Origin of the sequence: Hydrotalea sp. AMD, from assembly GCF_004100315.1 — a bacterium.
GTDB classification, from domain to species: domain Bacteria; phylum Bacteroidota; class Bacteroidia; order Chitinophagales; family Chitinophagaceae; genus Hydrotalea; species Hydrotalea flava.
Genome location: NZ_SCKY01000016.1, coordinates 26496 through 52312 on the forward strand (window position 1 = coordinate 26496; position 25817 = coordinate 52312).

The 25817-nt window shown below is 37.3% G+C and carries 22 protein-coding genes; 15 read left to right on the top strand and 7 right to left on the bottom strand.

What is annotated here, in order from left to right; genetic code table 11:
* Positions 1-350 precede the first annotated feature (350 nt).
* Together EO766_RS12610 and EO766_RS12615 are read left to right on the top strand one after the other, a co-directional pair.
* A complete protein-coding gene (locus tag EO766_RS12610) occupies positions 351-908 on the top strand; it encodes a lipocalin-like domain-containing protein (RefSeq protein WP_074419046.1) in 558 nt (185 codons plus the stop codon).
* A 213-nt stretch (positions 909-1121) separates the two neighbouring features.
* Positions 1122-1760 (top strand): hypothetical protein, encoded by a 639-nt coding sequence (locus tag EO766_RS12615; RefSeq protein WP_074419045.1) that lies wholly within the window; start codon positions 1122-1124, stop codon positions 1758-1760.
* 269 nt (positions 1761-2029) lie between these two features.
* Here the strand turns inward: EO766_RS12615 and EO766_RS12620 are convergent, their stop codons facing one another.
* Positions 2030-2245 (bottom strand): hypothetical protein, encoded by a 216-nt coding sequence (locus tag EO766_RS12620; protein ID WP_074419044.1) that lies wholly within the window; start codon positions 2243-2245, stop codon positions 2030-2032.
* Positions 2246-2670: 425 nt separating this feature from the next.
* Here EO766_RS12620 and EO766_RS12625 point away from each other — a divergent pair, with 425 nt between their 5' ends.
* The 4 genes from EO766_RS12625 to EO766_RS12640 all read left to right on the top strand — a co-directional run bounded on the left by EO766_RS12625 (position 2671) and on the right by EO766_RS12640 (position 5482).
* A complete protein-coding gene (locus EO766_RS12625; protein WP_074419043.1) occupies positions 2671-3237 on the top strand; it encodes a dihydrofolate reductase family protein in 567 nt (188 codons plus the stop codon).
* 249 nt (positions 3238-3486) lie between these two features.
* Complete coding sequence (locus EO766_RS12630) at positions 3487-4035, top strand: cupin domain-containing protein (protein ID WP_074419042.1); 549 nt, start codon at positions 3487-3489, stop codon at positions 4033-4035.
* Between the two features lie 68 nt (positions 4036-4103).
* The gene (locus EO766_RS12635; protein WP_074419041.1) at positions 4104-4637 is read left to right on the top strand and encodes a hypothetical protein; all 534 of its coding nucleotides are present in this window, start codon (positions 4104-4106) and stop codon (positions 4635-4637) included.
* A gap of 296 nt (positions 4638-4933) precedes the next feature.
* On the top strand, positions 4934-5482 hold the full coding sequence (locus EO766_RS12640; protein WP_074419040.1) for a cupin domain-containing protein: 549 nt from the start codon (positions 4934-4936) through the stop codon (positions 5480-5482).
* A 554-nt stretch (positions 5483-6036) separates the two neighbouring features.
* Here the strand turns inward: EO766_RS12640 and EO766_RS12645 are convergent.
* On the bottom strand, positions 6037-6747 hold the full coding sequence (locus EO766_RS12645; RefSeq protein ID WP_143439422.1) for a hypothetical protein: 711 nt from the start codon (positions 6745-6747) through the stop codon (positions 6037-6039).
* 97 nt (positions 6748-6844) lie between these two features.
* Here EO766_RS12645 and EO766_RS12650 point away from each other — a divergent pair, with 97 nt between their 5' ends.
* Entirely contained in the window at positions 6845-9415 is a 2571-nt protein-coding gene (locus EO766_RS12650; protein WP_074420701.1) for a WD40/YVTN/BNR-like repeat-containing protein, read from the top strand.
* 6 nt (positions 9416-9421) lie between these two features.
* Here EO766_RS12650 and EO766_RS12655 read toward each other — a convergent pair whose 3' ends face one another.
* Positions 9422-10513, bottom strand: a complete 1092-nt coding sequence (locus EO766_RS12655; protein WP_074419037.1) for a tryptophan 2,3-dioxygenase family protein — start codon at positions 10511-10513, stop codon at positions 9422-9424.
* 248 nt (positions 10514-10761) lie between these two features.
* Between EO766_RS12655 and EO766_RS12660 the strand changes: the two genes are divergently transcribed.
* Together EO766_RS12660 and pyrF are read left to right on the top strand one after the other, a co-directional pair.
* Positions 10762-12129, top strand: coding sequence for an alpha-amylase family glycosyl hydrolase (locus tag EO766_RS12660; protein WP_176712967.1), 1368 nt, complete (start codon positions 10762-10764; stop codon positions 12127-12129).
* 55 nt (positions 12130-12184) lie between these two features.
* Complete coding sequence (gene pyrF / locus EO766_RS12665) at positions 12185-13030, top strand: orotidine-5'-phosphate decarboxylase (protein ID WP_074417583.1); 846 nt, start codon at positions 12185-12187, stop codon at positions 13028-13030.
* Here the strand turns inward: pyrF and EO766_RS12670 are convergent.
* Positions 13022-13633 carry an SGNH/GDSL hydrolase family protein gene (locus tag EO766_RS12670; RefSeq protein WP_074417582.1) on the bottom strand — a complete coding sequence of 204 codons (612 nt, stop codon included), beginning with the start codon at positions 13631-13633 and terminating at the stop codon, positions 13022-13024. The two genes, pyrF and EO766_RS12670, sit on opposite strands and share 9 nt — an antisense overlap.
* 1 nt (position 13634) lies before the next feature.
* Entirely contained in the window at positions 13635-14900 is a 1266-nt protein-coding gene (gene kynU, locus EO766_RS12675) for a kynureninase (RefSeq protein WP_074417564.1), read from the bottom strand.
* A 114-nt stretch (positions 14901-15014) separates the two neighbouring features.
* On the opposite strand from kynU, the gene EO766_RS12680 reads away from it, so the two are divergent.
* Complete coding sequence (locus EO766_RS12680) at positions 15015-17495, top strand: S9 family peptidase (RefSeq protein ID WP_074417563.1); 2481 nt, start codon at positions 15015-15017, stop codon at positions 17493-17495.
* Between the two features lie 88 nt (positions 17496-17583).
* Here the strand turns inward: EO766_RS12680 and EO766_RS12685 are convergent, their stop codons facing one another.
* Positions 17584-18306, bottom strand: coding sequence for a response regulator (locus tag EO766_RS12685; protein WP_074417562.1), 723 nt, complete (start codon positions 18304-18306; stop codon positions 17584-17586).
* Between the two features lie 227 nt (positions 18307-18533).
* On the opposite strand from EO766_RS12685, the gene EO766_RS12690 reads away from it, so the two are divergent.
* Complete coding sequence (locus EO766_RS12690) at positions 18534-19319, top strand: S1/P1 nuclease (RefSeq protein WP_074417561.1); 786 nt, start codon at positions 18534-18536, stop codon at positions 19317-19319.
* Here the strand turns inward: EO766_RS12690 and EO766_RS12695 are convergent, their stop codons facing one another.
* Entirely contained in the window at positions 19320-20501 is a 1182-nt protein-coding gene (locus EO766_RS12695; protein WP_228733112.1) for a cation:dicarboxylate symporter family transporter, read from the bottom strand.
* 273 nt (positions 20502-20774) lie between these two features.
* On the opposite strand from EO766_RS12695, the gene EO766_RS12700 reads away from it, so the two are divergent.
* The 4 genes from EO766_RS12700 (at position 20775) to EO766_RS12715 (ending at position 25761) form a co-directional block, all read left to right on the top strand.
* Entirely contained in the window at positions 20775-21959 is a 1185-nt protein-coding gene (locus EO766_RS12700; protein ID WP_074419034.1) for an acyl-CoA dehydrogenase family protein, read from the top strand.
* Positions 21960-21968: 9 nt separating this feature from the next.
* Positions 21969-22562 carry a shikimate kinase gene (locus EO766_RS12705; RefSeq protein WP_081298623.1) on the top strand — a complete coding sequence of 198 codons (594 nt, stop codon included), beginning with the start codon at positions 21969-21971 and terminating at the stop codon, positions 22560-22562.
* Between the two features lie 2 nt (positions 22563-22564).
* Positions 22565-22957, top strand: a complete 393-nt coding sequence (locus EO766_RS12710) for a DUF423 domain-containing protein (RefSeq protein WP_074419032.1) — start codon at positions 22565-22567, stop codon at positions 22955-22957.
* Between the two features lie 140 nt (positions 22958-23097).
* Positions 23098-25761 (top strand): FtsK/SpoIIIE family DNA translocase, encoded by a 2664-nt coding sequence (locus tag EO766_RS12715; RefSeq protein ID WP_074419031.1) that lies wholly within the window; start codon positions 23098-23100, stop codon positions 25759-25761.
* The last annotated feature ends 56 nt before the right edge of the window (positions 25762-25817 follow it).

The following is a 25817-nucleotide window of genomic DNA, read 5'->3' on the forward strand; positions in this document are numbered from 1 at the left end:
CACCAAGTCAGGCACATTTGCAAGACACACAAAGCCACCACACAGAAGCCAACCTTGCAAAAGAGCCTGCCTTGTTCCCACGCTTCCGGGACACACCCTGCCACGGTGGACACAGACATTCAATTCAAGTTACCAAGACGAAGGGCGAACATACAGCAGGGGTATTGCCAAAATGCAGGCTGACGAAAGCCGTGTTTTAACTGTTGTAATAACTCTGTTGGGCTGCATATCCAGCCTGACGTTAGTAATTTAGCATTAGTTCTTATCATCAACTTTTTTATCTTTATTCAGCAGCAGTTAGCCGGGGGGGACGGAATTCAAATAGTAATTTTGACAAACCATAATTCATTATGACAATTCCAGAGCCTAAAAATATTAAGTGTCTAACAATATTATTTGTAACTATATTGTTTTTGACAAGTTGTTCAAATCAATCAAAAAATTCCAAAAAAGTATCCTTAGCAGGAATGTACAAATTATTGATAATGGAAAATCAAGACTCAACAGGTACATGGCATGAAGATAGTTGGGCAAAAGGTGGAGACAGTTATATTGTATATGACGGATTAGGACACATGGCAGTTCAAATAACACCAAAAGGATACAAAGATTTTAAATGGTTTACTGAGGTTGAATCAATAAATGAAAACTTTGTTAAGCAGAAAGTAGATTCAATGTCTTTACCAGACCTCAAAGCAGCAGTTGTTGAATTTTCATCAAGTTATGTTTATGTAGCAAATTACAGTATTGACGACACCGCAAACATTGTTACGCATAAACGTATAACAAGTTCTATTCCTTCGGTTTGGGGGGCAGACGTCAAACGGGCATTTACTTTTAGCGGCGACACATTAATACTGAAAATTCTAAATGGAAATCGCAGGTTAAAATGGGTTCGACAAAAGTAAAGACAATGGCTTACCAATAAGGCCAGCAGGCGACGGGTTTTGCGTTAGTGGGCGGACAGTGGGAATAGAAACATTGAGCAATTAATAAACGTTGATGCTGGCAGACAGTTTTCGGTTTCAAAAGCCCACCAACGCAAAGCCCGAAACCTTTGTCTGCCATGATCTTTGCACTGTTTCGGTGGATAAAATTGTCATCTTTTAAAAAGATAGATTATGAAATCTTACTTCACTTTTTTCTTTCTGCTTTTCATCGCATCATGCGATAAAGAAAATAATCCGCCTTCAAACACACCTTCAAATCAAGTTTTCCCTAATGAGGTAGGTAATTATTGGGTTTATAAGTACAATGACGGCTCTAATAGCGAACAATACATTTTCGTTGACATTGTTGGAACTGGGACACTTCCAGATGGACAAAGCGCAACAATTTGGACAAGCACTTTACAAGATGCAACAAATCAAGAATATTTACTGGATAGTTCTTTCGTAGTTGTTGACGAACAAAAGGCAGTTTTCTATGGAGTACCATGTTTAACTTGTACAACCCCAATGCCCGACGAAAAACGCAGATATATTTTTCCTTTGCAAGTAAACAACAAATGGTTTACAGACAAATTTTTTGGTGACACAACAAAAGTCTTAAATGAAAGCAACTTAACAGTTCCAGCAGGCACATTTGATAATACTTTCCAATTATCAAAAACGGTTGGTTACGTTGTTAATTCGTTCACCAAAGACACTATTTGGTTAACGCCAAATATTGGAATGACAAAGTTCTATCAAAATGAATACAGCTTAGGACCACTGCCGGGAAACGGCATTTGGGAATTATCAAGCTATAAATTGAAATAGAATTAAGGCAGCCAACAAATGTATCCTATGTACCTAAGGTAGCCTGTCGGTTATTTTTTTGGCATGTTGTGAATATTATTGTTTTTGTTATTTTTTTTAAATAAATAAACCCTGCTACAGACTTGCCGCAGTAAATTGCTTACACCTCATGTTTAGTAGTCAGGGTTCATGAATATTTTACAATTCCAAATTCATAAGATTGTTGGTTGATTAGCACAAAGCGGATCCTGTTGAAAAGTATTCTTACAATTTTTATGATTACAATTTTACTATCCTTTCGTTTTATTTGTTCCTGGAAATACAGTGCCATTGCTGATTGATAAAAGTTCTTTTCGTAAATACTCCATTTGCGAAATCATATAATCAAGTGCCCTTCTGCGGCTTTGTTGTTTGCAGTCCAAAGCTTTTAGCCAGTTAATAAAATTATGGCTCCAGCTTGCATTGTCATATTGTTCAGGAATATCCATACCGCTAAATGCAAGCATACCTTTGATTCTGTTTTTGCAACGAGTCAAATCTTTCCAGATTCTCTTACGATGACGAAAGAATACCCGGTCGGCTTTGGGTAATGAAATTAAAAGTTACTGCAGCAATTTTTGATTGACTGCTACCTTAACTGCCTCAACAGCTTCTTTAACGAGCTTTTTAGGTTACATGGAGACTTGACGATAGCAGGGCTGACGTGCATTTCGTCAGCTTTTTGTTCGCTATCCGGCTTCTGTTCCGGCTGAAAACTCTCTGTTGAACTTTGGTTCTTATTCTGTACTTTAGTTCTTTATTCGGCTTCTGTTCCGGCGAAAGGTACATTGAATTCCATGTCATCGCCAATGTGTTGACGTTGCCTGCAAGCGTAGTTCAACACTATAAAAGCTTTGACAGACAAAAAATTATTAATTAATAAATGTATTTAATGAGAAACTTAATTTTCTTTATGCACACTTCACTTGACGGTTTTGTAGCAGGACTTAACGGAGAAATGGATTGGATAAATTTAGATGACAAAATGTTTGATTTTGTTGCAACAATGACAGCACAAGCAGACACAGCACTCTATGGCCGGGTGACTTATGAAATGATGCAAAGCTATTGGCCAAAAGCAGGCGAACAACTAAACGCAACAAAACATGACATAGAGCATTCAAATTGGTATAATAAAGTTTCAAAAGTTGTATTATCTAAAACTATTTATGAAACTGGACTTCACAATACCAAAGTTATTGGCGACCAACTCTCGGACAACATCAATAAATTAAAGCAACAGGAGGGGAAAAATATTTTAATATTTGGAAGTCCTAGTGCTTCACAATCGTTATTAAATGAAGGATTAATTGACGAGTTTTGGCTTTTTGTTAATCCAATAATATTAGGAAAAGGCATGCCGCTATTTAAAGATATAACTGGGACTACTAAATTGAAATTCATAGAGTCTAAAACTTTTGCGAGTGGTGTAATTGCACTTCATTATGGAAAATTGTAAATCAATTGACTGTCAATAAAAACGCCAGTGCAGGCTGACGGAAGCCCTGTTTCAACTGTTATTTTTCAATTTAGCTTCATATCAGCTTGACGTTAGTAATTTAGTCTTAGTTCTTATCAACAACTTTTTTATCTTTATTCAGCTGCAGTTAACCGGGGCGGACGGAATTCTTCTATTTCCTGCACTTCGACAATACCTGTTCGTTAGCGGCAAGCAATCGTACAGTACTACAAAGTAACTTTATCAGACATGGCTACAAAAAATCAAGTGCTTGACATGACACCGGTTGGTATGAAGTTTACCGTTTTGCAAGCTGGTTCTGACACAGGAGGAAAGTCATTAGACTTGCATTGGGAATTATTACCAAAGTGCAACATGAAAGGCCCGCTGGTGCATACGCATCCTCACGCCATTGAAACCTATGAAGTGCTGGAAGGTGAGATGGAATTTTTTCTAAAAGACAAATGGCTGCCTGCAAGTAAGGGTGACAAACTCACGGTTCCCAAAGGAGTGACTCATGCCTTCAGGAACCCGACTGAGAAAATTGTGACGGTTTACAATACGCACCAGCCTGCTCTTAGAATGGAAAATTATTTTGAAGACGTTTGCAAAGTGCTTGACAAGCTTACGGACAACAGAACAAAAGATTTTAAAATGAACCTGAAGTCCATACTGTATATGAGTGTGCTCATGAACAATTACCGTAACGAGATCATTGCCAAAAATCCACCTGATGCAGCTATTAAACTTCTTGGTTTTATCAGTAAGCTCATAGGTATTAACACATATTTTATGTAAACTTGTAGTAGTATTATTAACCAAAATGTGTAAACTTTTTTTAGGACAAGTCAAAATAAAATTCACTTATGTCGACACTAAATAAAACATCAGTTGTACTATCATTGGCATTCACAATCTTTTCTTCTATTAGCGCTAATGCCCAGGAAATAAAACCCTATAAGGCGAAAGAAATAGAGGTTTATAAAGGGCAGGAAATAAAACCAACAGGTAAAAAGCAGGGGCAGGTAGCACGAGATGGAAAGCAGGAAGTGAGTTATTTCTTTGGTTTATATAATTATTGGGTTCCCGGTACTTCCTACACTGTGCCAGATTATACAAACAAAACTGAGGTACTCCGAACTTCAGCAGGTACCGGAGTACTTCCGGGAAGTATAAGAATTGATGGAAACGGTAGCTACACCTGGAACAGCAGTTGGGATGGTAAGATTATTAAAGGGAGTTGGAGATTAACCGGTGATAGCGATTATCCGATTGAATTGATGAAGGCCCAGGAAGGAAAGAATTGGAAAATTGGTAAATCGAACGATGAGGGTGTTGCTATCATTGTATGGAATGGCTCAACTTGGTATAATGGCAAAAGGATAAAAGGCGGAAAATGATTTTTGTAACATCGTTTTCGCTTTTAAAAAGTCGTGTGAAGGCATTTGCAGTATTTTATTTTTTCTTTCTGGAAACTATTGCAAAGCATATTACTTTTTAAAGGAACTTTCGCGGAACAGAAGTAGGGCGGCCCACGGCATTGTGTTTATAAAATTGTGGATGGACAGACATTTATTCTCGGACAGCGTTCAGGTTGACAACCTTTTCGTGGGACAGCCCCACACGAACTTTTAAGAAAAATATAACGAACAAACAATCGCTTAACGTTACCAAACAGAAATAACAACACATCAATATGAAAAAAGGAAAAACAATCACAAACAAAATTACTGGTGAAAAAATTACCTGGGTTGAAACAAGTGCCGACACCAATGGTAAATACATTTTATTTGAGTTTGATGTTGCGCCAAAAGGCTATGTTCCCGTGAGGCATATTCACCCTTCGCAAAATGAGCATTTTGAAATACTATCAGGCTCTCTTCGACTTGAATTGAATGGAGAAACCAAGCATTTAAGCGCGTCAGACAAAATAGTTGTTCCTAAAGGGCAACCACACCAATGGTGGAACAATTCGCCCGACACGACTGTAAAAATGAAAATAAAATTTGAACCGGCACTGAAAACAGAAATATTTTTTGAGCAGTTTTTTGGACTGGCTAACGATGGCAAAACTAAAGCGGACGGTTCTCCAAAGTTCCTGCAGGTAATGGCTATGAGCAACACATACGAAATTTATATTTCAGGACCACCAATTCCTGCCCAAAAAATAATGAGTTTCGTATTAGGTGGCGTAGCTCGTTTGTTTGGGTTCAAAAAATATTACAAAAAATATAGTGAGTATTAGAGCCAATAGACGGGTAAGTTTTTCAATCGGGGACAATGACGTGAAACTAAACGCCACCTTCGGCAATTTGCGAACCGTTGTAAGCAATCCCACGGTGGACACAAACTTTCAATTCGAGTTACCAAGACGAAGGGCGAACACATAACAGGAAGTTTGCTGCTATGCTGGCAGACGAATATATTCTCAGCTTCATATCGCTATCAGCCCATATCCAGCCGACGGGATTCTATCAGCTTTTGTTGTTATCTTCATCAGCAGTTTTTCAATCGGTGGCGGCTCCGGGCAGGACATTATAAAATACCAGCACAGCAGCAACCTAAATATTTTCAATCTTCGTATGACTGAGCCTACGCGTACTTTTTTGTAGCTTGCAGCTACTAACCCCAATCTTCATTTATTCCAAATAGCTATTTGTATGCGTACAGGTGAAATAAAACTTAAAATTTATCTGTTCACACACCATCAATATTTATAAAAAAAAATCCCCTCAAAACAATCAAAGTCAACTGAAAAAAATTGCATGCCAACCCTTGCAAAATAATAAAAGGTAGTATTTAATTACCTGTTGTTCCATCCCGTACTTTCACTTTTTTTCGATGCTGGTTCTTTTTTTCGAATTGTAAAATTTCTTTTGGTTTATTACCGGTGTTTACTTTTTCTTTTGGTAAACTATCCTGCAATAATGTATTTTTATTGATTGTGTTTGCTGAAGTGTCTTTTTGATGCACACCAACGGGCTTTGGCTTTACGATGGCATCATAACTGTAGGTTTCTGTTCTTATTAAAGAAGAAGATCCCGGTAAATAATATTTCCAAACCCCGTCTTTCACCGCATATGCATTAATTTTAATGATTTTTTTGTCAACTTTATATTCATCATACAAATCGGGAACATAAATGGTATCATATTTTTTTTGTGGGTCTATTGCTTTCCAACTTTCCACATGTTCAAGTGAACCGTTGTAAAAATATTCCTGCTGGCCGTCTTTATTTCCCCAGCGATAATTTTCAACGGCAATTAAATCACCCATCAAACTGTACCTTCTCCATCTGCCTTCTTTCAAATTGTCTTTGTATTCTCCTTCTTCTTCATAACCGGGTTCACCCCTTAATTCATCTAAATGAATGAGCCATTTACCCTGTTTTTTATTGTTCATATCTATACAATTCAGGGTATCTCCACGATCAGAAATCATAAAAGTTTTGCATTGTGCAAAAACACCGGAATGAAAAATAGTTATAAGCGGTATGATTAACCAACGCATAAATTGTATATTAGATTTACGAATGTACTTTTTATTCCGCAATTAAGGTTTACGGTATAGTTCCGCATTCGTTTATGAAATGCTAAATGAGAAAATTATGCTAAAACTAACTTTTACCACTGTATGCTTGTGTATTGCCATAAGCCTGTTTGCACAAGTGCCTCCAACTTCAGCTGATCAAAGATTGAAGGGATTGGAGAAAAAATCGGCCTTGATAGCTCAATCAGTTATTAATCAAATTCCATTTAGAAATGTAGGTCCCAGCATTATGAGTGGTCGCGTTGTTGACCTAGCCGTAAACCCTAAAAACCCTACTCAGTTTTATGTGGCCTATGCAACCGGAGGATTATGGTATACCCAAAATAACGGACAGAGCTTTACCCCAGTTTTTGATAGTATGCAAGTGATTACAATAGGGGCCATAGCGGTTGACTGGACATCCGGTACCATTTGGGTAGGTACAGGCGAGGTAAATAGCAGTCGCTCATCATATGCAGGATTGGGTGTATATAAATCAAACAATCGTGGTAAAACATGGCAGTACATGGGATTACCTGAAAGTCATCATATTGGAAAAATTGTACTACATCCCACCAATAAAAATATTGCATGGGTTGCTGTACTGGGCCACTTGTATTCTCCCAATATAGAGCGGGGTGTATACAAAACAACAGATGGTGGTAAAACCTGGAAACAAACTTTGTTTGTGAATGAAAATACAGGAGTAGTAGATCTGGATATTCAATCAAAAAATCCATCGGTATTGTATGCGGCGGCATGGTACAGAACCCGCACTGCTGCTAACTTTGAAGAAAGTGGAGCGAGTAGCGGTATTTATAAAAGTACGGATGGCGGTAATTCCTGGAAGTTGATAACGAATGAAGGTGCAGGTTTCCCGGTTGGCAAAGGCGTTGGCAGAATTGGGTTAGCAACTGCTCATCAACATTCCAATTGGGTGTATGCTGTGGTAGATAATAATTTTCATTTGCCCGATACTGCAAAAAAAATGACCGATACATCAAAATACACCCTCACTGATTTTAAAGATTTATCGAAAGAAGCATTCCTTGCTTTAGATAATAAAAAATTAAATACTTTTTTACGACTGCGTAGAAATGGGATTCCTGAAAAATACACCGCAGAAATTATTAAAGAAAAAGTTAAAGCAAATGAATTAAAGCCCACCTGTATTTGGGATTATTTAATGGATGCAAATACTGCTTTATTCACAACACCCATTATTGGTTGCGAAGTATACAGGAGTGAGGATGCAGGTAAAACCTGGAAAAAAATGAATGATAAACAATTGAAATTATACAATACCTATGGCTATTACTTTGGTAAAATATTTGCCAGTGCTGCCAATGATGATAAATTGGTGATTACCGGTTTTGATGTTGAATTAAGTGAGGATGGTGGTAAAACATTTAAACCAATTAATAATGTATTAACCCATGCCGATCATCACATAGCCTGGATAAATCCTGCTGATGATCAACACATGATTATTGGTAATGATGGAGGTTGCAATATTACTTATGATGATGGTGCGCATTGGTTTAAGGCGAATACCCCATCCGTTGGTCAGTTTTACTCCGTTACTTATGATATGGCTACCCCTTACAATGTTTATGGTGGATTACAGGATAACGGCAGTTGGTTCGGCCCTTCAAACCATAAAGAGAATCCCGGATGGATGGCGAGTGGTTCCTATGCGTTTAAACCAATTAACGGTGGCGATGGTATGCAGGTGCAGGTTGATTGGAGCGATAATACAACGGTTTATTCCGGATTTCAGTTTGGAAATTATATGCGTAGCAATAAAAACAGGCGTGCATCTGTTGATGAGCCGGACGCAGATGCAGTTCCGGGAGAATCGGAAAGTTCAATAAAGTTGGTTACTGCTGCTAATGCAAAAGAGGATTCAACTATTTATATCCATCCGCGTGGCGATTTAGGAGAAGCGCCATTGCGTTTTAACTGGCAAACACCTATTTTATTAAGCAGACATAATCAGGATATTTTATACTATGGCAGTAATAAATTTCAACGTTCATTGCACCGGGGCGAAGATTTGGAAACATTAAGTAATGACTTAACAACCAATCCACCACAGGGCAATGTGCCATTTGGCACATTAACTACCATTAGTGAAAGTCCTTTGAGGTTTGGTTTGTTGTATGCCGGTGCCGATGATGGTTCATTACATGTTAGTTTTGATGATGGCTATACCTGGCAATCTATTCAGGATGGTTTACCTAAAGGCTTATATGTTAGCAGGGTAACTGCCAGTGCTTTTAAAGAAAGCAGGGTGTATGTAAGTTTAAATGGTTATCGGAATGATGATTTTAAGCCCTATTTATTTGTAAGCGATGATTATGGCAAAACCTGGAAGTCAATTGGTGCTGATTTGCCATATGAATCAATCAATGTTATAAAAGAAGACAACAAACTCAAAAATGTAATTTACGTGGGTACTGATGGCGGATTGTATGTAAGTGCCGACAATGGTATTACGTTTATGGGATGGGATAATGGTTTGCCTTTTAGTATTCCGATACACGATATTGCCATCCAACCTATTGCCAACGAAATTATATTAGGAACACATGGGCGCAGCATTTATATTGCTCCACTTAATGAAGTACAAACAAAACTTAAAAAATAATGTATACTACAATGTATAAGTAATATGCTGTAAAACAGCTTCAGGTAAGGCCGGTAGTTTTTTTCTTTCAATCAGAAAGGTAGACAGGCCGGCTAAATCTTTAAAAATAAAATGTTGTTGTGCAGCGCCTTCTAAATAGCCGGCTCCGCTGGTATTGCCGGTACCAACGCGCATGCCAATCATTCTGCGCACCATTGTTAAATGTTGATGGCGCCAGGTGCTTAATAAATGGTCTGTTTCAATCAATGCATCAATAATTTGGAATGAAGTTTGGAACAAAGGATAATTTCTGTATAGAATCATGAATAAGGCCGATTGCAGTGCAGATGCGGTAAACTGGTGTCTGAGTGCTGTACATTCTTCTTCTGTAAGATTACCATTGTTTTGATTGAATAAAACAAAATCAAAATCTGTTGATTTATTTTTTTCATGTATGTTTAAGCTTGTAACATATAAATGTCTGTAATCATTCCAGAAAGGGTGTTCTGTAATAGAAGATGGAGTTAATGAAATGGGCCGGTAAGTTTTCCATAAATCCGGTTTTAAATAAGGCATACGCTCTAACCATTTGTTCAATAATTCAGCTAATGATGGTGTAGCTTCTGCCTCATTAATGATTGAATAATCTGTCATCGTAAAGCCGCCATTGTTGGTTCTTTTGTAATAATCAGATCGGTGTCGTTGTTGCATTTTTAAACCCAATTTGACTTCAATCATTCTAAATTGTAAACTCTGAAAGCCGGATGCCGGAACAAGTAAATTCCGAAACGACAGGAAATCCAGTGGTGTCATCGTATCCAAAATGCGTACCTGTTGGTTTAATAAATTCAAGATGGTGTTGATTCTTTTAATGCGCTGCAAAATAATACCCGCATCTTCCGTATTATCATTTATGGTTTCTTTTCTGAAAATGGCAGTAATACTATCTATCTCAAATAAAATTTGTTTAAACCAAAGCTCATATGCCTGATGAATAATAATGAATAACATTTCATCATGTGCCGGCTCATTTCCTTTTTCAAAACTAGTGGGCTGCTGGCTGGATAAAATTTTATCTAATTGCAAATAGTTATGATAATAAGGTTGATTTGTTGCCATAACGCAATCGTTAATGTGGTAAATAGTACAAATAAAAAACTTCTGATTCAGATTCCTTTGTTTTTTTAATTTTCTCTTTGTTTTGTCTGCAATCCATTATGCCATTTTGCTGGTATATTTCTGGTATATTTTTTAAACTTGCTTAAATGTGTTTATTTTACACATCAATTCCAAAGCATACTTCAGCCAAGAACTTTATTTTTGTTTGGTGTGCATCAGTATGCGGGATTAAAAAATTAAATTTTAAAATGATGAAATCATTCCTGAGCTTTTTAACCGCCATTGTTTTTTTAACCGCCTGTAACCAGTCATCCCATCAGCAATCAGCAGTAGCTAAAAGTGATACTGCAATGATTGATGGCCATCCTGCCTGGATTATGCAGGGCAATATTTATGAAGTAAATATCCGTCAGTACACTGCTGCCGGAACTTTTAAAGCTTTTGAGCCCAATTTAGACCGACTGAAAGCAATGGGTGTACAAACTTTATGGTTTATGCCCATTAATCCCATCAGCAAAACAGATCGTAAAGGCAGCTTAGGAAGTTATTATGCAGTAAGTACTTATATGGATGTAAATCCTGAATTTGGTACAATGGCAGGTTGGAAGCAGTTGGTTGCATTATGCCATGAAAAAGGTTTTAAAGTACTATTAGACTGGGTACCCAATCATACAGGAGCCGATCATTATTGGTTAACCAAACATCCTGATTTTTATGTGAAAGACAGTACAGGCAAACCTGCAATGGCAGCAGATTGGGCCGATACGCGTAAATTAAACTATGCCAATAATGAATTACGCGATACAATGATTGCGCAAATGAAATATTGGATTGATTCTACCGGAATAGATGGTTATCGTTGTGATGTGGCCAGTGATGTTCCGGATGATTTCTGGAAAAAATGCATTGCTACATTAAGAAAAGATAAAAATATTTTTATGTTGGCCGAAGGCGATAAGCCTGCTTTAAATGAAGATGGTTTTGATGCCACTTATACCTGGAATGATTTTAATATCATGAAAGAAATTGCAAAAGGTAAAAAGCCGGCTTATGCAATAGATAGTGCCTTGCATAGAACAGATAGTTTGTTTCCCAAAAATGCCTTGCGCATGTATTTTACCAGTAATCATGATGAGAATAGCTGGAATGGAGCCGATTTCTCAACCATGCCCGGCGCCAGTCATGCCCCTTTTGCAGTATTTACGCAAACAATTGTGAGAAGTGTTCCCCTCATTTACAGCGGCCAGGAAGAACCTGTATTAAGGGTTATTCGCTTTTTTGATAAAGATACTATGATATTTAATAAATACGAACGGGCACCCTTTTATGCTAAGTTATTGCATTTAAGAAGTGAAAATGAAGCTTTGGCTGCAAATGCAACATTTATGCAAATTCATACCAATGCCGATGATAAAGTATTTGCTTATTTACGAACCATGAACAATAAAAAAGTTTTAGTTGTTTTGAACTGGAGTAGTAAGCCCATTACCGTTACATTGAATCATCCACAAATTATAGGTAATACTACTGAATTATTTACGAATGAAAAGGTGAGTGTAACAAAAGGCATGTCATTGCCATTAAATGCCTGGGGTTATAAGGTATTTGTATATTAAAATATATTTCATTGCATTAACAAAAAAATACATTTTATATAATAATAATTTCATCATGCAGTTAAAGAATTTAACACAACACATCATTAATAAAAACAGCTTTTTATGTGTTGGTTTAGATACAGAGTTAAAGCGACTGCCCAAACATTTACAGCAGCAGCCCAATGCTGTGCTTCAATTTAATAAGGCTATTATAGATGCAACGAAAGATTATTGTGTGAGTTATAAAATCAATACTGCATTTTATGAAGCAATGGGTGCAAAGGGCTGGGATATAATGGAAGCAACCTTGCATTATATCCCAGCTACGCATTTTTCTATTGCTGATGCAAAGCGCGGCGATATTGGCAATACTGCTGCACAATATGCCCGCACGTTTTTTGAAGTATATCCTTTCGATGCTGTAACAGTAGCGCCATACATGGGTGAAGATAGTATTCGTCCGTTTTTAGAGTATAACCAGAAAGTCACCATTGTATTGGGCTTAACTTCAAACAAAGGCAGTGAAGATTTTGAACAGTTAATCGTTCAGGAAACAGGCGGTAATTCCGGTGCTTATTCACAAAAAAAACTGTACGAAAAAGTTATAGAAAAAGTAGCAAACTGGGGAACAACTGAGCAATTAATGTTTGTGGTAGGTGCAACCAAAACTGTGGAAATGAAACAAATTCGTTCAATTGTTCCGGAACACTTTTTTCTGGTGCCGGGGGTTGGTGCACAGGGCGGCAATTTAAATGAAGTGGCTGATTTTGGGTGGAATAAAAATGTTGGACTTTTAGTAAATGCCAGTAGAAGCATTATTTATGCAGATGATACTGAAAATTTTCAAATAACTGCAGCTGCAGCAGCTGCAAAATACCAATTGATTATGCAACAGATACTTTCTCAAAAATTACTGTAATTTTTTTATCAGTGCTGCAATCATTTGTGCCCATTGCCGATACATTGTAGCGGTGTAGTGTAACCCATCATCCGTAAAATATCCTTCTTCAACAATATACTTTGTTAAGTTGGCGATATTGATAAAATGTACACCTGCTTTGTTGCAAAGTGCTTCACAAATAACATTCAATGTATCAATTTCTTTGTGAATTTTTTCAATGTTTGTTGCATGTTTACGCGCTGCAAAAGGCGAATAACCCCAATCGGGAATTGCAATGCCCATTACTTTGCCAGGTTGGTTCCCTGTATAATGTATGGCTTTTTGTAACAGGAATTGATAATCATTTTCAAATTCAATAATATCGGAATTTCTGTATTGGTTATTAACACCAATTAATAATGTTACAAAATCATAATTTGTGCTGAACGGGTGATGAATTAAATATTCTGCCAGCTCAAAACTGGTCCAACCGGTTTGGGCAATTATTTCGGGCGCATTGCAATGAATCTGCATTTGGCGAAGCAGCTGCATCAGTTGATAAGGAAAACTATCATACAATGGTGCACCTTCACCAATGGTGTAGGAATCGCCGAGGCAAAGTAATTGATGAATCGGTTTCATATTAAAATTCATTTTTTAATATTTCATAAAATGCAAATATATCTTGAAAACTGCAATACAATGGTGCCGGAGCTATACGAATTACCCCCGGTTCTCTGAAATCTACTATTATTCCTTTTTCCAACATTTTGCTGTGTATGGTTTTGCCATTTTCTTTAAAATAAAGCGATAATTGTGCACCCCGTTCTTCAGGTGCTGCGGGTGTAATCATTTCAAACCCAATACCGGGTAATTGCTTTAATAGAAAATCCAGATAACCGGTTAATGCTATGCTTTTCTTGCGAATTGCATCCATGCCTGCTGCTTCAAAAATTTCGAGCGATGCCATTAGTGCGGCAGTATTCATCACTTGTGTAGTGCTTATGTTCCAACCGCTGGCATTGTTTTTTGGTTTAAAACCTTTTTCCATTTTAAATCGTTCTTGTTCATCATTTCCCCACCATCCACCTAAACGCGGAAAGTTAATATCGGTGGCATATTGTTCATGAATATATGTACCACCAATTGCTCCAGGCCCGCCATTCAAATATTTATAACTGCACCAAACGGCAAAATCTACATTCCATTCGTGTAACTGAACCGGTACATTACCGGCAACATGTGCCAAATCAAAAGCTGCAACGGCACCTGCTTTGTGTGTAATAGCTGTAATAGTTTTTATATCAAACAATTGACCGGTATAATATTGAATGCCACCTATTAAAACCAAGGCTAATTGGTCAGCATTTTTTTCAATGGTGTCAATAATATCTTTGGTTTGTAAAGTTTTATTACCCGGTTTCGGTTCAATTTCAATAATAGCAGTAGCAGGATCTAAACCAAAATGTTTAACCAGTGTTTCAACCGCATATTGGTCGGAAGGAAAAGCATCGGCTTCCATAATAATTTTAAATTTTTTTGTATCAGGTTTATAAAAACTGAGCAGCAGTAAGTGCAAATTCACCGTTAAGGTATTCATCACCGTTACTTCATGTGGCAAGCATCCCATAATTTTTGCCAGTGCCGGTTTTAAGTATTCCTGATAATACAACCAGGGATGGGTGCCGGTAAAAAAGCCTTCAATGGCGTAGCTACGCCAGGAAGCCAATTCCGTTTCTATGATGGTTGCAGCCTTTTTGGGTTGTAATCCTAATGAGTTGCCACAAAAGTAAATGGCCGCTTTGTTATGAATGGTTGGGAAATAAAACGCATTACGATATATTTTTAAAAGATCATTTTCATCGGCATTTTTAGCAAATGCAAAATCTGTACTGTAGGCTGTCATCATTTTCTGTTTGTACAAATTAACTCTATTTGCTTCAAATATTTTTCGGCTGTTTATGGATAAGCGGTTTTTTGCGTATTGGTTAATTGGCTATTTTTAATCTTCCAAAAAAATGCTATGAGAAAATTATTTTTATTGATGGTGTTATTGGTGTGTACATCCATATTGTATGCCCAACAATTGGTTATAAAAGCCAATTATGAAATGGCCGCAAAATATTCGCCCAACAGATTAAAGAAAATGATTTTTAGTACATCTGTTGATCCGCACTGGCTCAAAAAATCGAATCGTTTTTGGTATATGTATGAAACCACAGCAGGTAAAAAGTGGTTCTTGATAGATCCGTCGAAAAATGAAAAAAAGTTATTGTTTGATAATGATAAGCTTGCTGCTGCCATTACACTAATTGTAAAAGACCCTTTTGATGCACAGCATTTGCCGATTGATAGTTTGAAATTTGTTAAAGACGAAAACTGGATTCAATTTCAAATTAAAAGCTCATTAGACGAAGTGCAAACCGATACTTCCAAAAATAAAAATGAAGCAACCCCACCAAAGAAAAAAGTATTTTATTTTGAATACAACATCAATACCAATGAGTTGGTGGAACTGAAAGATTTTAAGCGCCCGATTCGCAAACCCGCCTGGGCAAATATTTCGCCTGATAGTTCCATTGTTTTATTTGGAAGAGAGAATAATTTGTATTGGATGGATAAGCTGAATTATGAAAGAGCTTTGAAAAATGAAGACGATTCTACCATTGTAGAAAATGCTTTAACAAAAGATGGAATTGAAAATTTTAGTTATTACAACACCTCTAATTTATCAGGAACCGGTGAATCGAATGTAGATAAGGAAAAAAATAAAAAGAAACGCAAAGCTGTTTGGGCTTATTGGTCGCCCAATAGCCGTTATTTTTCTTTAACCAGGGTAGATAATCGGAATGTACAGGATTTATGGGTCATTAACAGCATTGCACAACCCCGGCCTACTTTAGAAACGTATAAATATTGGATGCCCGGTGAAAAACAATCACCGGTAGATCATTTGTATCTTTTTGACATGCAAAAACAGGAAGGCAAAGAATTACAAGTAAATGCTTTTAAAGATCAGGACATTAGCATATGGGCAGCACCTGATAAAAAGAATAATCGGGATGATGATACCCGCCCCAACATTTGGTTAGGTAATAATCAGGCCTTTTATTTTACTCGTACCAGCCGCGATTTAAAAAGAATTGATATTTGCAAAGCCTGGGTAATGCCCGATACTATTCAAACATTAATTGAAGAGCGTTTTAATACTTATATAGAGGTAAGGAGGTTAGGACTGGTAAATGATGGCAAAGAACTTATTGAATGGAGTGAAAGAGATGGATGGGGTCATTTTTATTTGTATGATGGCAATGGAAAATTCAAAAACCAAATCACATCAGGCCCTTATCATTGCGAGGATATATTAGGCATTGACGCAAATAAAAGAATATTGTATTTTACTGCCAATGCCAGAGAGAAAAATGAAAATCCCTATTACCTGCATGCCTATAGTATTCATTTTGACGGTACAGGATTAACCTTACTTAATCCGGGGAATTTTGATCATGTGGTGGAGATGAATGATGATAACCGTTATTTCGTAGACAATTTCAGCAGGGTAAATACTGTGCCTGCCTCTGTTTTATACAACAGTGAAGGTAAAGCAGTTATGAATTTGGAAACGGCAGATTTATCTGCTTTAATGGCTACCGGTTATCATTTTCCCGAACCATTTAGTGTAAAGGCCGATGATGGTATAACCGATTTATATGGTGTATTGTATAAACCTTTTGATTTTGATTCCACCAAAAAATATCCCGTAATAGAATATGTATATCCAGGCCCGCAAACGGAGGCAGTAAATACAGCATTTTCTACCAATATGAACAGAACCGATCGGTTGGCACAATTGGGTTTTGTAGTAGTAACAGTTGGAAACAGAGGTGGCAACCCTTCTTACAGCAAATGGTACCATACGTATGGATATGGTAATTTACGTGATTATGGTTTGGCCGATAAAAAAACTGCTGCAGAGCAGTTATGTAATAAATATAGTTTCATGGATATCAATCGTGTGGGTATTCATGGGCATAGTGGGGGTGGATTTATGAGTGCAGCTGCCATGTTGGTATATCCTGACTTTTTTAAAGTAGCCGTTGCATCATCGGGTAATCATGATAACAGTATTTATAACCGTTGGTGGAGTGAGAAGCATCATGGTGTAAAAGAGGTAATTAAGGGAGGCGATACCAGTTTTGTGTATAGTATCGATAAAAATCCAACCATTGCCAGCCATTTAAAAGGTCATCTAATGCTTTCTACTGGCGATATTGATAACAATGTGCATCCTGCCAACACCATTCGTTTGGCTAATGCACTCATAAAAGCCAATAAACGATTCGATTTGATAATGCTGCCCGGCCAACGACATGGTTATGGTGATATGACTGAGTATTTCTGGTGGCGCATGGCCGATTATTTTTCACAATACTTAATGGGCGATCATACTGAGCGGAATGTAGATATTACTGAAATGGATAATGATATTCCCATGAGTAAGTAAAAACGAACAGCACACAAGTTTCAGACAATAAAAAGGCTGCCTCCAAAATGGGGCGGCCTTTTTTATAAGACTATTTTTATTTGTAAAGTTAGCTTGCTAGAAAAGCTCTGTAATCGGCCATTCGGGCTAAGTTATGTTTAATGGAAAAATAACGCAGATTACTGTCTTCTTTAATTTTTGGAACATTTTGAATGCCGGTTTTTTTTACCATTAATTCATGCAAATTACGCACTTCATCTTCTGTAATATCCAGCAAATAAGCCATACGCGGAACAGTAAGACCCATTACATGAAAAATAAGATACTTGCGTTCTAATTCCGTATAATTATATGGATTAACATTTCTGATTTTTACTTCCCGATAAGCTAACGAATCTTCAATGATGGTAGGATAAGGCAATGAGGTTCTGGGATCCAGATAAAACTCCTCACCATTCATAATTCTTTGAAAAGCATCAATAATCAGGTCTTCAAAGAAGGGCTTCATGATAAACCCTTCTGCCAGACAAAGTGTGGCATTAAATAGGTTTTCTTCCGTATCATGAACGGTGAGTATTAAAATCTTAATATTGGGATAAAAAATCTTCATGTAATGGGCAAGCGATGCTCCATCTGCTCCGGGCATATTAATATCAATTACCAATAAGTCAGGCAGGGGCTTCTTTGCAATTTCCAGGTCTTTGATATACACTAAAAATTCATAAACGGAGTAGCAAGCCTTCTCCATCACAAAGTCGGTACGCTCTATAAAAAAATCTCTAAAGCGCCAATGGGTTCGGTAGTGGTCATCTACCATAACAAATCTGTACATGCACGTAAGTATTGGTTAATAATTAGCATAATTCTGCCATCCACTAAACTTCATGCTTTATCTTCTTTTTTGATTTGTTGGGGACAATTTCAAGCAGCAAATTACATTTTTTTGCAGCAATTTTCCAAAAATCCTTTTTAACAGATATTTTCACCCATTTAACCATTCTTAATTTATTAATCCATTTTTTTAAACAGCATCTTTTATTTTCGTTTAAAAATGAGATTATGAGAAGAAAACTATTTTTTATTGCAATACTGTTTTATGTGCCTTTAACATCAATGGCATGGGGCATGTTAGGCCATCGGGTAGTTGGCCAGATAGCTGAAAGTTATTTAACTCCAAAAGCTGCTGCAGCCATTAAAGATATTTTAGGCAATGAAACCATGGCTTTAGCCAGTACATGGGCCGATTTTGTAAGATCTGATCATGAATACGATTATATCTCTCCATGGCATTACATAAATGTAGCCGATAATTTAACGCAGGAGGAATTGAATGCTTATCTGGCGCAGGATACCATTGCAGATGCATATACCAAAATTAATTTTTTAGCCAATGAATTAAAACGCAAAGACTTATCGAAGGATGTCAAAAAAATGTATGTACGTTTATTGATTCATATCGTTGGGGATGTACATCAGCCCATGCACGTTAGCCGGGAAGAAGATGCCGGCGGAAATAAAATTAAAGTGTTTTGGTTTGGCCAGCCTACCAATTTACATTCGGTTTGGGATGATAAATTAATCAGCAGTGAGCAGTTAAGCTATACGGAATATACCAATGCCATCAATTATACCAACAAAGCGCAACGCCAGGCCTGGATGCAGCAACCCGTTAGTCAATGGATTTATGACTCTTATGTTATAGCACAAAAACTATATGCTGAAGTAAAAGCACCCGATCAAAAATTAAGTTACCGATATGTGTACGACCATATTCAAACTGCTAATGAGCAATTATTAAAAGGCGGTGTGCATTTGGCCGGTTTAATGAATCAGATTTTTGGATAATCAGGTAGCAGGATTCACATACTCCTTTTCGCTTTTTGCAATAACAATGGTAGCAACGCCATTACCAATTAAATTGGTGATGGCTCTTGCTTCACTCATAAATTTATCTACTCCTAATAAAAATGCCAAACCTTCTACAGGTATGGTGTGTATGGCAGTAAGGGTAGTGGTTAATACAATAAAGCCGCTGCCGGTGACACCCGCAGCTCCTTTTGAGGTAAGCATTAGTATCAGTATTAACATCAGTAAATGCTCAAAACTTAAATGTACCTGATACAATTGTGCTATAAAAATGACTGCCATTGATAAATAGATGGAAGTACCATCCAAATTGAATGAATAACCGGTAGGTATTACCAAACCTACTACCGTTTTACTGCAGCCCATCTTTTCTAGTTTCGACATTAAAGTAGGCAAGGCAGCTTCTGATGAAGAGGTTCCCAACACCAATAAAAGCTCTTCTTTTATAGCCACCAAATATTTCCAGATACTTAAATTGTAATATTTTAAAATGCTGCCCAATACCATAAAAACAAACAAGGCAGATGCTCCATAAACACAAGCCACTAATTTGGCAAGTGGCAGCAGCGTAGCCAATCCAAATTTACCTACGGTAAAAGCCATTCCTCCAAAAGCGCCTACCGGCGCCAGATACATCACATATTTTAGTGCAATAAAAACATAATGTGATAATTTGCCTAGTTGATGAATAATGTTGATTCTGTGTTTATGTTTGTTAATAATAATTCCTGCAATGATGGCCAATAATAAAGCTTGAATGGTGGTATTGGATTGCAAAAAACTGAGCCAGTTAAATGATTCGGATGCAGTAGTTGCTTTTACCGCTGCTGCCACAGGTAATAACTGTTTATTAATATTTCCAGGCTTAAGTATTAACGCTACACCCATTCCAATCAACAAGGAAAGCGTTGTAATGAGCTCGAAATAAATAATGGATTTTATACCAATTCGGCCCACCTTTTTCAAATCGCCCATGCTCGAAATACCCAATACAATGGTGAAGAAAATAATGGGAACAATAAAAATTTTTATTAAATCAACGAAATAAGTGCCTAAAAACTTCATGGAAACGGCTGTATCCGGGGAAAAAACACCCAATGCAATAGCAGCAATAATTGCAATAAAAACATAAAAAGTTAAGTGGCTGAGAATTTTTTTCAAAATAGCTTGTTTAGCAGTGTAATGTTCAAGTAGTTGATATACAAATATAAAGTTGAAACCCATTAAATATTATTCATAAAAAAACAGATGCCGGATGAAGATTCAATTCATCAATCAATATTGCGTTCGAAGCAAGGGCAATCCTAAAAGAAAAATGTAACAAAATGCGGAGAGATGTGTGCATCTTGTTACATTTGTTTTAATTGTATTAGGTGTGTAGTTTAAAACCTGTTTTCCTGAAATTCAACGATTCATTCTAATAAAAAAAAGAATATGGCTGCCAGAACCGATTTATTCCAGTCACCAGATTATTTTCAGTTAGATGATTTATTAACCGAAGAACACAAAATGGTACGGGATGCTGTGCGTAATTATGTAAAAAAAGAAATTTCGCCCATTATAGAAGAATATGCACAAAATGCAACTTTTCCCGAACAAATTGTATCACAATTGGGTCAATTAGGCTGCTTCGGGCCCACCATTCCGGCACAATATGGCGGTGGCGGTTTAGATTATATTAGTTATGGATTAATGATGCAGGAATTGGAACGGGGTGATAGCGGGGTTCGTTCTACTGCCAGTGTTCAGGGCTCGTTGGTGATGTTCCCTATTTATGCGTATGGTAATGAGGAACAGCGTAACAAATATCTGCCCAAATTAGCTTCTGGTGAATGGTTGGGTTGTTTCGGATTAACTGAACCCAATCACGGCAGTAACCCTGCGGGTATGCTTACCCATTTTACAGAGGCAGGCGATCATATCATTTTGAATGGTGCTAAAATGTGGATTAGTAATGCGCCATTTGCTGATGTTGCGGTAGTTTGGGCAAAAAATGAAGCGGGTGAAGTGCAGGGCGTAATTGTAGAAAGAGGTATGGAAGGTTTTACAACACCCACAACACATGGAAAATGGAGTTTGCGAGCCAGTGCCACCGGCGAATTGGTTTTTCATGATGTAAAAGTGCCTAAAGCCAATATTTTACCCAATGTTAAAGGGTTAAAAGGTCCTTTAAATTGTTTAACAAAAGCCCGTTATGGTATTGCTTGGGGTGCATTGGGAGCAGCGATGGATTGCTATGATACAGCTTTGCGATACAGCAAAGAAAGGGTTCAATTTGGGAAACCGATTGGTGCATTTCAGTTGCAGCAGAAAAAACTGGCTGAAATGATTACAGAAATTACCAAAGCACAACTATTGGTTTGGCGTTTGGGTGTATTAATGAATGAAGCAAAAGCAACACCGGCTCAGGTAAGTATGGCTAAACGGAATAGTTGTGAAATTGCCGCAAATATTGCAAGAGATGCCCGGCAAATATTGGGTGGCATGGGCATTACAGGCGAATATTCAGTGATGCGCCACATGATGAATCTGGAAAGTGTGATTACATACGAAGGAACGCATGATATTCACCTTTTAATTACTGGAATGGATATTACAGGCTTTAATGCATTTACATAAGCAGGATTGATGAGATTATATATGAACAATGAATCATTCAGTCAAACAAAGACATCATCAAAATTTCCCCCCATTTTTTTGGTGGGAATGATGGGCAGCGGTAAAAGTTACTGGTGTAAAGCTATTGCCCGGCAACTGAATTTTGGAGGCGTAGATTTAGATGCACAAATTGAAAAAGTATACCAACAGTCTATTGCTGCCATCTTCAATGAAAAGGGAGAAACATTTTTCCGGGAAAAAGAAGCAGCCGAACTGAGAACTTTTAGCAATAAAAATAGCGTTGTAGTGGCCACGGGTGGAGGTACTCCCTGTTTTCATGATAATATGTTATGGATGAACCAACACGGGATTACTATTTGGATTGATGAACCGGTACATACTTTGGCTGAAAGACTGCTCAAAGAAAAATCGCATCGCCCATTGGTGGCCAATTTTGAAAATACAGCAGCACTCACGCATTTTTTATCGGAAAAATTAGCAGAAAGAAGCCGTTTTTATGGTAAAGCCGATATTCACTTAAAAGGCGAACAACTTCAAATAGAAACAATGATTACAGCTATACAATCTTTTGAAAATAAACAATTCAACATCAACCAATCGTGAATATGCTTAGAGGATTTTTAAAAACCGGAGCCTGGCTGGGTTTAATTACCGTAATATTAGGTGCTTTTGGCGCACATACGCTTAAACAATGGGTAGATGCAGACACCCTCAATGTATATGAAACAGGCATTCATTATCAAATGTTTCACGCATTGGCGTTGTTATTTGCAGGGATATTATACGAATCGTTTCCGGGAAAATGGATGCGTATAGCAGGCCGATTTTTTGCTGTGGGTATTTTGTTCTTTTGTGGCTCATTGTATGCCATCACCATCATGAAAGCCATGCATCATACCAGTGGATTAATTTGGGTGGGACCTATTACACCTATAGGAGGGGTGTTTTTTATAGCAGGATGGTTTTGCATGGTAGTCGCCCTTAATCGGAAAAGCTAATACAGATTGTAATCATTCCCACTATATCACTGAAAAGATAGGCTTTTTAGTAATCTGAATAAAAGATGCGCTGCCAATAAATAATCCACATACTTTTCTAATATGGCAATTTCGCAAGTAGTTCGCTTATATTTGTTAGTATGGCAAACCGCTTAAAAAAAAATGTGCCGCCGCCACCAGATCCTGAAAAATTACAACCGGATAAAGAGGTAGATATTTCCGTATCTGAAGTGGTGAAGGATGAGCGCACTACAAAAATTGCTGGTGCGGTAGCCCTTTTATTTGCTTTTTTTCTTTTTATTGCTTTTACTTCTTATTTATTTACCTGGCAGGATGATCAGGATAAAGTGCAGCAATTCGGCATAAAAATATTTTCGTTAGAAGATGTGAAAATTAACAATCTACTTGGTGTTTCCGGCGCTTATATGGCACATTTTTTTATGTACAAGGGTTTTGGTATTGCAGCATATTTGTTGTGTACTTTTTTCTTTGTAATTGGGGTAAATGGATTGTTTAGCAAAAAGGTATTTTCCATTCAGCGAAATTTGCGTTATGTTTTAGTGGGATTATTGATTATTAGTGTAGCCGCAGCTTTTATTACACCCAACAGTCAGTTTTCATGGGGTGGTGCAGTGGGCAATATGCTGGATAGCTGGTTCATTAAATGGATGGGTAAACTGGGTACCGCAGCATTTTTACTGATAGCTGTTTTTGCTTATGTAATATGGCGGTTCAATCCTGTTTTTAAACTCCCTAAATGGCCTCAGCGCATCAGTAAAAATAACCGGAATGTTTCACAGCCAATCACTTCAAATGAAGCCACAACACTTTCTGCTGATGAAATACCCGTTTACCAACAATGGGATGCTGAGAATAAACAAATTGAAGAAGTGCCGTTGGAGGTATATCCTGCAACAGATGAAGCTTGGGTTACAGCCAACAAACTGAAAAACGGAGGAAAAAATGTAACCGTTATTATGCCTGATGAATCAGCAATGATGGATGCCTCTAATCCTTTAATCCGTTTTGAATTGCAGGAAAAACAGCAGGGCATAGCTTTGGAAAAATCAGAATTAATTGCAGATGAGTCTGTTGATGTCATGCATAAGCATACGGAGTTAGACACAGCAACAGAACCTGAAGCAGTCATTCAAAATAATACTATTCATGAACATGCATCAGTTAGCATGCAGCCGAAATTGATGATAGATGATTCGGTTGATATGCAATTAGAAATAAAACCTGCCTCCGAAGAGGTTGCCTTTGTTGCTGCAAAAAAAGCATTGCCGGTATTAGATGAGCCTTATGATGCTACACTTGAACTGCGTAATTATAAATTTCCAACCCTTGATTTGCTTGATTTACATGGCAGTGAAAAAATTGTACATGACCCCAATGAATTAGAAGCAAATAAAAATCAAATTATTGCAACACTTAAAAACTATGATATTGCAATACAACGCATAGCCGCTACCGTTGGTCCAACAGTAACGTTATATGAAATTGTTCCTGCCCCTGGAGTTCGTATTAGCCGTATTAAAAATCTGGAAGATGATATTGCACTAAGTCTTGCTGCTTTAGGCATTCGAATTATTGCACCTATACCCGGCAAAGGTACCATTGGTATTGAAGTACCCAATATCAGGAAAACGGTGGTAAGTATGCGAACGCTGATATCGAGCGATAAATTTCAAAAAAATAATTTTTCATTACCTATTGCCATTGGTAAAAAAATTGACAATGAAAATTTTATTGTTGATTTGGCTTCCATGCCTCACTTACTCATGGCAGGTGCTACCGGTCAGGGTAAATCGGTGGGTTTGAATGCCATTTTGGTTTCATTGCTCTACAAAAAGCATCCATCGCAATTAAAATTTATTCTGGTTGATCCTAAGAAAGTAGAATTGAGCTTGTACCGGGTTATTGAAAAACATTTTCTGGCCAAGTTACCAGGAGAAGAAGAAGCTATTATTACCGATACAAAAAAGGTGGTAAACACATTAAATGCTTTGTGTATTGAAATGGATAACCGTTACGATTTGCTGAAAGAAGCAGGTGTTAGAAATATTAAAGAGTACAACCAAAAATTCACAGAAAGAAAATTAAATCCGCAAAAAGGACACCAATACCTTCCATTCATTGTATTGGTAGTAGATGAATTTGCAGATTTAATTATGACTGCCGGTAAAGAAGTTGAAATGCCCATTGCCCGGTTAGCGCAATTGGCCAGGGCAATTGGTATACACTTAATTATTGCTACACAAAGACCATCGGTAAATATTATTACAGGAACCATCAAGGCCAATTTTCCTGCCCGAATTGCTTTTAAAGTGTCTTCTAAAATAGATAGCAGAACCATTCTAGATGCAGGAGGGGCAGAGCAGTTAATTGGGAAAGGCGATATGCTGATTAATTACAATGGGGAAATTGTTCGATTACAGTGTGCTTTTGTTGATACACCTGAAGTAGATAAGGTATGTAATTTTATTGGGGAACAAAGAGGATATCCTGAAGCATTTTTATTGCCGGAATATGTAGATGAAAAAGATATGGAAGGCAGAGAAATGGATGTTACAGATCGTGATCCACTGTTTGAAGATGCAGCGCGTTTAATTGTGCAAAATCAGGTAGGTAGCACTTCGCTCATTCAGCGAAGAATGAAATTGGGTTATAATCGGGCCGGCAGGTTAATGGATCAGTTAGAAGCCGCCGGCATTGTTGGGCCTAATTTGGGCAGTAAAGCAAGAGAAGTACGTTTTAAAACAGAATCGGAACTGGAAGAATACCTGCATTCTATTCCTTAGCAAATGCTGATTTGAAACATTCCATAGATGATTTGTTAGCTGAAACGCATTCATTA